Source organism: Acinetobacter sp. YH12096 (genome assembly GCF_013419215.1).
Lineage (GTDB): Bacteria > Pseudomonadota > Gammaproteobacteria > Pseudomonadales > Moraxellaceae > Acinetobacter > Acinetobacter amyesii.
On record NZ_VPAM01000056.1, the window covers coordinates 1 to 11,283 of the forward strand.

Annotated in this window: 7 protein-coding genes and 2 pseudogenes; 5 read left to right on the forward strand and 4 right to left on the reverse strand. The window is 38.9% G+C overall.

All coding sequences use genetic code 11. From position 1 onward, the window contains the following. Positions 1-127: 127 nt before the first annotated feature. Positions 128-526, forward strand: a pseudogene (locus FTU36_RS15870) (helix-turn-helix transcriptional regulator); the annotation flags it as partial. A 27-nt stretch (positions 527-553) separates the two neighbouring features. Here the strand turns inward: FTU36_RS15870 and FTU36_RS15875 are convergent. Further along, positions 554-1,150 (reverse strand): LysE family translocator, encoded by a 597-nt coding sequence (locus tag FTU36_RS15875; protein WP_074163998.1) that lies wholly within the window; start codon positions 1,148-1,150, stop codon positions 554-556. A gap of 426 nt (positions 1,151-1,576) precedes the next feature. Here FTU36_RS15875 and FTU36_RS15880 point away from each other — a divergent pair, with 426 nt between their 5' ends. The 3 genes from FTU36_RS15880 (at position 1,577) to FTU36_RS15890 (ending at position 7,469) form a co-directional block, all read left to right on the forward strand. After that, positions 1,577-2,740, forward strand: coding sequence for an efflux RND transporter periplasmic adaptor subunit (locus tag FTU36_RS15880; RefSeq protein WP_032073150.1), 1,164 nt, complete (start codon positions 1,577-1,579; stop codon positions 2,738-2,740). Further along, a complete protein-coding gene (locus tag FTU36_RS15885; protein ID WP_270915313.1) occupies positions 2,737-5,841 on the forward strand; it encodes a multidrug efflux RND transporter permease subunit in 3,105 nt (1,034 codons plus the stop codon). Before FTU36_RS15880 ends, FTU36_RS15885 begins: the two co-directional genes overlap by 4 nt. A 113-nt stretch (positions 5,842-5,954) precedes the next feature. Continuing rightward, the gene (locus tag FTU36_RS15890) at positions 5,955-7,469 is read left to right on the forward strand and encodes an MFS transporter (protein ID WP_032073148.1); all 1,515 of its coding nucleotides are present in this window, start codon (positions 5,955-5,957) and stop codon (positions 7,467-7,469) included. 103 nt (positions 7,470-7,572) lie between these two features. On the opposite strand, the gene adeS is transcribed toward FTU36_RS15890, so the two are convergent. Continuing rightward, positions 7,573-8,679 carry a two-component sensor histidine kinase AdeS gene (adeS, locus tag FTU36_RS15895; RefSeq protein ID WP_032073131.1) on the reverse strand — a complete coding sequence of 369 codons (1,107 nt, stop codon included), beginning with the start codon at positions 8,677-8,679 and terminating at the stop codon, positions 7,573-7,575. Further along, complete coding sequence (adeR, locus tag FTU36_RS15900) at positions 8,669-9,397, reverse strand: efflux system response regulator transcription factor AdeR (protein ID WP_032073130.1); 729 nt, start codon at positions 9,395-9,397, stop codon at positions 8,669-8,671. The genes adeS and adeR overlap by 11 nt, the downstream gene beginning before the upstream one ends. Before the next feature lie 297 nt (positions 9,398-9,694). On the opposite strand from adeR, the gene FTU36_RS15905 reads away from it, so the two are divergent. Beyond that, on the forward strand, positions 9,695-11,020 hold the full coding sequence (locus FTU36_RS15905; RefSeq protein ID WP_079393426.1) for an ISNCY family transposase: 1,326 nt from the start codon (positions 9,695-9,697) through the stop codon (positions 11,018-11,020). A gap of 134 nt (positions 11,021-11,154) precedes the next feature. On the opposite strand, the pseudogene FTU36_RS15910 reads toward FTU36_RS15905, so the two are convergent. Further along, a pseudogene (locus tag FTU36_RS15910) lies at positions 11,155-11,283 on the reverse strand (IS1 family transposase); the annotation flags it as partial.

Here is an 11,283-nt window from a genome sequence, read left to right on the forward strand (position 1 = left end):
ATACCAACGAACAGCCCAAAGAATGATTTCACCTTGAAAGTGCCGACCGTGGAAGGGATTCATCTGCTGTATCTCGAAATAAATAAGATATTTAGCTTATCATGTCAGCCTATTTGCAACAGTGCCGGAAGATGCTCTATTTGATTTGGCAACTACACTGTGTGAAATTTCAGATACTTCATCTAACCAAAACAAAAAATTTGACTACAAGGCAGCAGAGAGAGCGCGTGAGTGTATTTTGGCGTATCCACATGAAAACTTAAGTTTGTCAGATTTAGAGAAACATGCTGATCGTGACCGCTGGAGCCTTTCTCGTGATTTCCGATTATTATTTGGAACTAGCCCACACCGTTATATGATCATGCGTCGCTTAGAAACAGTTAAGTTCTACCTTGCTCAAGGGGAGTCTATTGTTAATGCTGCTTTAAATGCAGGCTTTTTTGATCAGAGTCATATGACCAGACATTTTATAAAAACATTTGGTTTAACTCCCACTCAATGGAAAATGATAAATATTAAAAGATAGCCGTTCGATTTGAACGGCTAATTTGTCCTACAGCAGATTTATTCCATTAAGAAAATCTTTGAACATAAAAAGCCCTGATAAAATCAAGAGTATACCCATCAGCTTATTTAGCCGATTAAACCAGATAGGATTAGCAATTTTGTTGCCTAATACTTTTCCAACCAGAGCATAGGTGAATGGTGCGCCAACAGCACCAAGTGAAATCAGTAAAGAAACTATCAAGATCATGATTCCTGTGATTTTGGCTGCAGGGTACATAATTGTCGTAACAGGTAGAATGACGAGAATGGCTTTTGGATTTAATAACTGAATAAATAAGCCATTTAAGAATGTTAGATGGCTTTCTTGCTGTTGAGTTGTTTCTACATTCGCCCTAATCATTTTTATAGCCAAGTAGAATGTATAAATTGCACCCGCTAAAGCAATATAATGAATCAATCCATGTGGAATAACAGCTTCACCTATATAGCCAAACAATACGAATAAGATCAACATGGCGAAACCAATGCCTAGGTAAAATCCTATAGTCTTTTTTAATTGACCTGTAAGGCCAGAATTTAGCCCCATAAAATTTACAGGGCCTGGGCTATACATAACGCTTAATGTATAAAGAAATATTTCCACAGAGTTCACTCAATTAGATAGCAATAAACATCAAAGAGAGAACGGTATCGAGTTATAGGCCTTAAAGATTGTACGTTTGTGCTGAACTAATTAAAAATTTCTATTTAACTTATGTTCACCTAAAGTTCACTTCATAAGTGTATAAAGAAACTATGTATTGTATTTTCAATTGCTTATATAAATATTAGTCTTGGTTTAGAATTTTAAAGTTCATGAACTATGAGAAAAAACTAAGATACGATCAAAATTGTAGAACAACAAAATTATTTATACTAATTTACAAGCCACGCTGTTTAAGCGTGTCATTAAAAAATAAATCTTTTAATCTCTCCACACAATCTCCACACAATCTCCACACAACATCAGCAATTCATAAACACTGCTATTTCAAAATAGTAGTATCTAAAACCCCCCCTCTGAAAAAGCATGTCAACACATTATCATTTAATAGGTTCAATACTTATTACAACTGTACTTTTAATCGGCTGTACACAAGCCAAAGATGCTGAACAGTCCCCAACAGAAATGCCACCAGCGGTTGTCAGTACCATCACGGTATTACCGCATTCCATGAATTTAATTGAAAATCTTCCAGGCCGTGTTGTCGCTTACCGTATTGCTGAAATTCGCCCGCAAGTAGGTGGAATTGTTGATAAAGTACTTTTTAAGCAAGGCTCTTATGTGCAAGCAGGTCAACCGCTTTTTAAATTGAATTCTGAAATATTTCAGGCAGATGTAAAAAGCAATCAAGCCACTTTAAACCGTGCACAAGCTGAGGTGACACGTTTGCAGGTGCTGTTAAAACGCTACACTGAATTAGTAAAAGTAAATGCGGTTAGTCAGCAGGAATACAACAATACCGAAGCAGATTATCAAAAAGCAAAAGCCGATGTGGCGCAAATGCAAGCCATGTTAAGCAGACAACAACTTAATCTTAAATATGCGACTGTTACAGCCCCTATCTCGGGAACGATTGGTGAAATCTTAGTGACTGAGGGTGCATTAGTTGGTCAAGGTGATACTAATGCAATGGCCGTAATACAACAGATTAATAAAGTCTATGTTGATGTAAAGCAATCAATTAGTGATTATGAAAAACTACAGGAAGCTTTACAGCAAGGTGACGTGTCAAATACCAAACATACGGTTGAAATCCTAAATAGTCAGGGTAAACCTTATAACGTTACAGGTGAAATCCTATTTTCGGATACTAAAGTTGATCCTGATACGGGTGATGTCACAATCCGTATTTTAGCCAATAATGAAAATCAAAAACTTTTGCCAGGCATGTATGTTCGAGTCAATATGAGCCGAGCTCAAGTTGAAAATGCGCTCCTAGTTCCAGAACAAGCGATTCAACATGATATTAGTGGTAAAGCCAATGTTACGATTGTTAATCAAAAAGGTTTAGCGCAAAGCAAGCCTGTTCAGCTTGGTCAACGTTATCAAAATAACTATGTGATCAAACAAGGGTTACAAGCAGGTGAGAAAGTCATTGTTGAAGGGGCTGATCGTATACAGCCTGAGCAAAAATTAAAAATTAAGCAGTGGCAACCTACAAATATTAAGGAAAATGGAGGACAGCAATAATGTCCCAATTTTTCATTAGGCGTCCTATTTTTGCATGGGTGATTGCTTTATTTATTATTCTGTTGGGTGTACTAAGCATCCCCAAGTTACCTATTGCACGATTCCCAAGTGTTGCGCCACCACAGATTAGTATTACGGCAATCTATCCAGGTGCTACGCCAAAAACATTGAATGATAGTGTTGTGACCTTGATTGAGCGGGAAATGTCAGGTGTCAAAAACTTACTTTATTACAGTTCAAGTTCAGATAGTTCTGGAACAGCAACAATCACCGCAACATTTAAACCAGGTACAGATGTAGAACTTGCACAAATTGATGTGCAAAACAAAATTAAAGCCATTGAGTCACGCTTACCTCAAACAGTGCGACAACAAGGGCTGATGGTCGATGCTGCGTCGTCTGGTTTTTTAATGATGGTGGGCTTAAGTTCACCGAATGGCAAATATAGTGAAATTGATGTCAGTGACTATATGACTCGCTATGTGATTGAAGAATTAAAGCGGGTTGACGGTGTTGGTAAAGTCCAAAATTTTGGTGCTGAAAAAGCCATGCGGATTTGGGTCGATCCAGATCGTTTGGTTTCTTATGGATTGAGTATTCAAGATGTGAATACAGCCATCCAAAACCAAAACTTGCCGATATCACCAGGTCGTATTGGTGATGTTCCTGCTTTGACGGGGCAACAAATTACTATTCCTTTAACTGCTCAAGGTCAATTAGAAACTGTAGAGCAATTCAAGAAAATTAGTTTACGTGCTCAACAAAATGGCGCCAATGTTCGACTGTCGGATGTCGCTCGTGTCGAAATCGGGGCACAGATGTATAACTTTGCGATTTTAGAAAATGGCAAAGCCTCTACAGCTGTGGCGATACAAATGAGTCCTGGTGCCAACGCTGTCAAGACTGCAGAAGGTGTTAAAGCGAAAATTGAACAGTTAGGTTCAGCACTGCCTGATGGTATGAAATTCTCTATACCTTACGACACTGCACCTTTTGTAAAAATCTCGATTGAAAAAGTAATCATGACATTGCTTGAAGCTATGGCATTAGTTTTTATTGTCATGTTTATCTTTTTACACAATGTTCGATACACCTTAATTCCGGCGATTGTTGCACCGATTGCATTGCTTGGCACATTCTCAGTCATGCTGCTTGCTGGTTTTTCGATTAATGTGCTGACCATGTTCGGTATGGTGCTTGCGATCGGGATTATTGTCGATGATGCGATTGTGGTCATTGAGAATGTTGAACGCATTATGGCGACAGAAGGCTTATCTCCAGTTGAAGCCACATCTAAAGCCATGAAGGAAATTACCAATCCGATTATTGGCATCACCTTAGTGTTAGCCGCTGTATTCTTGCCGATGGCATTGGCGTCAGGCTCAGTGGGGATTATCTATCGTCAGTTCACCATTACCATGTCGGTTTCAATTTTATTCTCAGCTTTCCTTGCACTGACATTAACCCCTGCGTTATGTGCAACGATGTTAAAACCGATTGATCAAGACCATCAGAAAAAGGGTGTTTTTGCATCGTTTGATCGCAGTTTTGAGAAGCTGAACAATCGCTATGAACGCAGTTTATTTAAAGTAATTAAACATAAAACCCTCGCAATGTTATGTTTCTTAGGCATTGTCATTGTGCTGATTTTTAGTTTTAAACACGTTCCGACTGCGTTTATGCCAGAAGAAGATCAGGGGTGGTTTATGACTTCGATTCAACTTCCTGCGGATGCAACTCAAGAACGTACCCGTAAAGTCGTTGCTGAGTTTCAAAATTATTTAGACCAAGAAACGGGGATTAAAGACAATATGGCGGTCTTAGGTTTTGGTTTTAGTGGATCTGGTCAGAATACAGCGATGTATTTTACCAATCTATTGCCATTCGAAGAGCGTACTATTACGGCACAAGAAGTCGTGAATAATGCCAATATAGCGATGGCTGAAAGTTCAGAAGGTCAAACCATGTCTGTGTTACCACCAGCAATTGATGAATTGGGTAACTCATCTGGTTTTTCACTGAGATTATTAGATCGTGGCAATATTGGCATGCCTGCTTTAAGAGAAGCACAAGATCAGCTTTTAGCATTAGCAGCACAAAGTAAAATCGTGGCGGAGGTCTATCCTGAAGGTTTGCCAGATGGCAGTTCTGTACAGCTTAAAATTGATAGAGATAAATTGCAGGCATTAGGTGTTAATTTCAGTGATGTGACCGATATTATTTCAACCTCAATGGGTTCGATGTATATCAATGATTTTCCAAATCATGACCGTATGCAGCAAGTCATTGTGCAACTTGATGCCAAATCACGCATGAGTATTGAAGATATTCTTCAGATTAAGGTGAACAGTCAAAGCGGTAAATTGGTTTCAATGTCTGAAATAATTACTCCAATTTGGCAACATTCCCCACAACAATACAATCGTTACAACGGTCGTCCATCATTGAGTATTTCTGGCAGTCCAGCAGCAGGTATATCTTCAGGACAAGCCATGACTGAGATGGAAAATTTGATTGAACAACTTCCGAAAGGTGTGGGTTATGAGTGGACTGGGATTTCTCTAGAAGAAAAACAGTCGGAATCACAAACCTTGTTTTTATTACTGTTGTCGATGTTAGTCGTTTTCCTTGTCTTGGCAGCGCTTTATGAAAGCTGGTCAATTCCATTCTCTGTGATGCTAGTTGTCCCTCTAGGGTTGATTGGCGCCTTTTTAGCAGTAATGTTACGTGGTATGCCAAATGATATTTTCTTTAAGGTCGGCATGATCACGATTATTGGTCTATCTGCAAAGAATGCTATTTTGATTGTTGAGTTTGCAAAAGCACTAAGAGAAGAAGGAATGGGTTTAGTGGAGGCAACCGTTGCAGCCGCTAAATTGCGCTTACGTCCAATCCTAATGACATCTTTGGCATTTACCTGTGGCGTTATTCCTTTAGTCATTGCCAGTGGCGCTAGTTCTGAAACTCAAAAAGCGATTGGTACAGGCGTCTTTGGCGGCATGATCAGCGCAACAATTCTAGCTGTTATTTTTGTACCGATTTTCTTTATTGTCGTCATGAGCATGGTTGAGAAATTCTCGAAACGTAAAGCGGCACATTAAGCATCAAAACTGAGAATAAAAGCTGTGGGTTAACGAGTTTAGCCCACAACAAATCTTTCATTTACATCTTTATTTCAGAATTGATTTAATAAACCATCAATATAGGTTTAATCATGAAAGCTACCAATCTTGATCCGAAACGCTGGTGGATATTGCTCGCTGTCGTGCTTGCATTTCTGCCGATTGTGATTGATATGACTGTACTGCATGTTGCGGTTCCCTCATTAACCCAATCGCTGAGTGCCACAAGTAACCAAGTCTTATGGATTATTGATATTTATCCATTACTTATGGCTGGACTTTTAGTTCCGATGGGAACTTTGGCTGATCGTGTCGGCAATCGTAAGATTCTGCTGATTGGCTTGGTTATATTTGGAATTGCCTCAGTCCTTGCGGCATTTTCCCAAACGGCTTCTATGCTGATTGCCGCACGTGCTTTATTAGCATTAGGCGGTGCCATGATTATGCCCTGTGTATTGGGTATTATTCGCAGAACCTTCGAAGACAGTCGCGAACGTGCCATTGCGCTGGGTATTTGGGGCACAATCGGATCAGCCGGTGCCGCCATTGGACCGCTCATTGGTGGGGGATTGTTAGAATATTTCTGGTGGGGTTCAGTTTTCCTGATTAACGTCCCAATCATGCTGGTTGTCGCACCAATGTGCTATTTCTTATTGTCCCGAAAAGAAGCTATAACCCCTGGACATTGGGCATTTGGTCAAGCGCTATTGCTGATTGTCGGTTTGATTTCGTTTGTATATGCACTAAAAGCAGGCTTAGGCGGTAAACAGTCGTTGTTGATTGTCTTGCCTTTGGTCGTTTTATCTATCGGCTTATTAACCATATTTGTACGCAAACAGCTGAATTCTCCTCAGCCGATGCTAGATCTTTCGCTATTTTCACGTCCTGCTATTTTAGCCGGCATTATTATGGCAATGGTTGCTGCAGGCGCTTTGGCAGGGGTTGAGTTAACTTTGGCAATGGAGCTGCAATATGTCATTCGTTTAACACCGCTGCAAGCCGGTCTTTTTATGGTTCCGATTATGGTTGCGGCCGCTATTGGCGGGCCTATTGCTGGTTTTTTATCCAATAAATTTGGACTCCGTCTGGTTGCGACCATGTCATTAATATTGGCAGCAATTGCGTTGGTCAGTTTGAGTTATTCAGATTTTCATCATCCGGGAATCATCGTTCCCTTTATTTTAGCTTCGATTGGATTAACACTGAGTATTGGTTTAACAGCTTCATCCATTGCGATCATGGGCTCAGTACCTGCAGAAAAGGGCGGTGCGGCAGGTTCACTTGAAAGTACAGGTTATGAACTGGGTACAGGACTAGGTATTACTTTATTTGGTGTTTTCATGGCCTATATATTTGGCAGTCATCTTCAAGTGCCGTCAGATTTAACTGCTGTTTTAGCAGAAAAAGCCAGACTTTCGATTGGTGATACCTATTTAGTGGCGAGCCAGTTACCCGTTGAACAAGGTACAGCATTGATTAACGCAGGTAAAATTGCCTTCAGTTCAGCTCATGTTAATTTATTATTAACAGCAGGGATTATCATCGGGATACTCTCCATTGTGGTATTTTTTATGCTAGCTAAATATCGAGATGAGAATTCATTGTGATGAAATTTATTTGAGGATCATCAAACAGAATGGTTAAGTTCAGACATCAATTTATCTTAAATTTATGGTTTAAATTAAGCCGTATTAATCTGAACTTAACACATTATAAATGAGTTGATGTCTTACGATTTAGTTGAATAGTAAAACAGCTGCCACCTAAGTTTTTGGATTTAGAATAATAAATATGACCTTGGTGTGCTTCAATAATTGCATCAATCACTGCCAAGCCTAATCCAGTACCGCCATCTAGACATGATCTAGAGTCTTCCAGTCGATAGAAGGGTTTGAACAGGTGTTTAAGATGCGATTCATCAATACCAGGACCTTCATCTTCAAACGTCAATACCCAATGTTCTGCTGTGGTTACAGATGTAATATTTATTTTTCCAGCATTCGAATATCTTAGAAAGTTAGAGAACAATGCAATAAAGACCTGTTCCATCCTTCTTATATCAACGCAAACCAATTTATCCGTCAAATTTAAAACAATAGTTAAACCTTTAACATGAAACCGTTCATTAAACATCTGCAGACATTTTTCAATACTATTTTTTAAATTGGTCTTTTCTAGTTCTAATCGTAATTGTTTATTTTCAATAAGTGTCAGTGTCCGTAAATCTTCCACAAGGTAAGATAAGCCTTCGACTTGGTTCAATAAGCTTAGGTGTAAAGCTTTATCGGCAATAAATATACCATCGACAATACCTTGCAAGCGACCTTGTAATATTGTCACAGGTGTTCGTAATTCATGTGCAATTGCAGCATTCCAAACAGTTGAATTCTTAACTGATACTTCAAGTTGGTTTGCCATTTCATTGAAGTTCTCAATAAGAGACTTGATTTCATGTGGAATATCATGATGTGGCTGTTTAATTCTGAGTGCTAAATTGCCTTGTTGAATTTGTTGAATAACATCTGCTAAATCACTAATTGGCTGTGTATAGCGTTTTCCATATTTAAAGGCGAGGATAGTAGAAAGAAAAAAGCCTGTTAATAGCACTAAAAACAGCCAGATAAAGTCAACGGAGGTAACTGAAAATTCATTTGAATTAATAACTTGTGTATTTAGAAAACCTATTTTTATCGCCCAGCTATAAACAAAATAGCCAATCATGAAAGATAACAGCGTAATGCCTAAATTGAATAGGCTCATCATGATAATAAACTGGAAGTTAATTCCAACAGAATTTTTAAAAAAGTTAAATTTCATGATTTTGATCTAAGCGATACCCCACGCCACGGACATTGATTAATAAGCCATTTACATCATTTTCTTCAAGTTTTTTGCGTAATTTGCTGATATGGCTATCTACAGTGCGATCTAAAGCATCACTTTCAGGCATACAGTTTTGGATCAATTCATTACGTGTAAAGACTTTATTCGGTGTTTTTGCCATCAAAAACAGTATCTTATACTCAGTTAACGTAAGGTTGAGCAACTGATTTCTTTGACCATTTGAAATGTAAACTTGATGATGATCTGGATTAATTTCAATATTTCTATAACGAATAATATTAGTTATTTCCATATTTTGGCTTGTACTTCGTCTAAGTACGGCTTGTATTCGTGCAATCACTTCGTTTGGGTTAAATGGCTTAATAATAAAGTCATCAGCACCCATTTTTAGCCCCATGATCTTATTCACTTGATCATCTAAGGCAGTCAGCATAATGACAGGTAAATGACTTGTTTGACGGATGATTTGTAGAATTTCCCAGCCATTTAGTTTGGGTAATTTAATATCAAGGAGAATCAGGTCGATAGAGTTGGCTTTTAGGCACTCTAAAGCTTGTTGTCCATCCAATGCACGGATGACCTGCATGTTTTCATTTTTTATGTATTTTTCAAGAATGTCACCAATATCATAATCATCTTCTACAACGAGAATGACGCTGTTTTCGAAGCTGTGCTGTAGATTTGGATACATATATTTTATCTTAGATGAAGTAGCTATGCATTTTAACATTTAATTGTGTAATGGAGATGATTAGACGAGCAGTCATTTATATTTGTAATTGAGGGGTGACATATAATAAAATTCGTTGCATATCAGTATTAATGAACAAAATGTCAATTATCATTCATTTAACATAATGGCTGTTATACGAAACGAGAGTTGTAAGCCCCAAGTAGAAATGTCCGGTTTCTCCAAAGTAAAAATGTCCGCTTTTAGAATATGCACTTTTGCAATTTTCTTAGCGGACGGTTTGATATGTTGGTGTCTATGTCGGATAAAGAACTTAAACGATTGTCGGTCTTGCAAGAAATCTGTGATCAACGCATAACCCAGTCCCAAGCTGCTCAGCTACTTCATATTTCAGAACGTCAGATCAGACGTTTATTGCAAAAATACAAAGCTCAAGGCCCAGCTGCATTAGCACATGCTGCACGTGGCCAAATCAGCAATTCCAGGCTTCCTGAAGAGCTCAGACTCAAGTGCCTCAATATTGTTTCGGATCAACTGCATGGTTTCGGACCCACTTTAGCGCATGAAAAGCTCACCACTGTTCATGGATTCGATATTTCAGTGGAAACACTGCGTTCCTGGATGATTGCAGCCGATCTGTGGATTCCTCGCGCCAAGCGCCTGAAACGCCCGTATCAGCCTCGTTATAACCGAGATTGTTATGGTGAACTGATTCAAATCGATGGCTCACACCATGACTGGTTTGAAGGACGCGCTGCTAAGTGCTGTCTGCTGGTATTTATCGATGATGCCACAGGAAAATTACAGCATTTACGTTTCTGTGAGTCGGAATCAGCATTTGACTATATGATTTCAACACGTTTGTATGTTGAGCAGCATGGTAAGCCGTTGGCGTTTTACAGTGATAAACATTCAGTCTTCAGGGTGAATCAAAGCAGCAAGAAAGACACCAAGATTACCCAGTTTGGACGCGTACTCAGTACCCTCAATATCGATATCATCTTCGCCAATTCACCACAAGCCAAAGGCCGTGTAGAACGGGCGAATAGAACGCTTCAGGACCGTCTGATTAAAGAAATGCGCCTGGAAGGCATCTATTCGATTGAGCAAGCGAATGCCTGGCTGCCCTGCTTTATCGAGCAATTTAATCGTAAATTTGCCAATATGGCCTTTAATCCCAAGGATCTACACCGGACTGTCACTGAAACAGCCGAAGAATTAGATGATGTTTTTACCTGGCGTGAACCCCGCAGAGTCACGAACAGCCTGACGATTACTTATGATAAATGCGTATATTTACTGGAAAATACCGAAGAAAATAAAAGGTTGATCGGCAAGTATCTTGAGTTTCTGGAATACCCGGATGGCACGGTAGCCATTGAACATCAAGGAAGAAAAATCAATTACAGCATCTTCGATAAATTAAGTCAGCTCAACCAGCGAGAGGTTGTTGAGAATAAACGTTTAGGTGCTGTTCTCAATCATATTCAACAACAGCACGAAGAATTAGAACAGCAAAACAAACGCAATCGTTCTCAAAAGATGCCGAGCAGACGTGCACAGAAAACAGTAATCAAAGAACGAAATCTGAATCCTGTGCTTGACTTGGAAGTGTCTGTATAGGACATTTCTATTTGGTTATTAGGTAGGACATTTCTACTTAGGAATAACAGAGAGTGTTAGAACCCATTTAAAGTGTCTATATTCTCACCAATAAAAATGTCCGGTTTCTCCGAGGTAAAATATGACTTTTGAACAAAAATAAGCCATTGTTTATTCTTTTTATTTCCAACAAAATTCCAGAACTCATCTACTTCGAGAGATTCATAATGACTTTGCTGAGGCTGAATTTCATAGGTTGATTCAGTTAAAGTACGTAAAACTTT

What these genes read in the sequence shown, in the direction of transcription:
- FTU36_RS15880 (WP_032073150.1), top strand. Translation starts at nt 1,577, where the DNA reads ATGTCAACACATTATCATTTAATAGGTTCAATACTTATTACAACTGTA.
- FTU36_RS15890 (WP_032073148.1), top strand. Translation starts at nt 5,955, where the DNA reads ATGAAAGCTACCAATCTTGATCCGAAACGCTGGTGGATATTGCTCGCT.
- adeS (WP_032073131.1), bottom strand. Translation starts at nt 8,679, where the DNA reads ATGAAATTTAACTTTTTTAAAAATTCTGTTGGAATTAACTTCCAGTTT.
- adeR (WP_032073130.1), bottom strand. Translation starts at nt 9,397, where the DNA reads ATGTATCCAAATCTACAGCACAGCTTCGAAAACAGCGTCATTCTCGTT.
- FTU36_RS15905 (WP_079393426.1), top strand. Translation starts at nt 9,695, where the DNA reads ATGTCGGATAAAGAACTTAAACGATTGTCGGTCTTGCAAGAAATCTGT.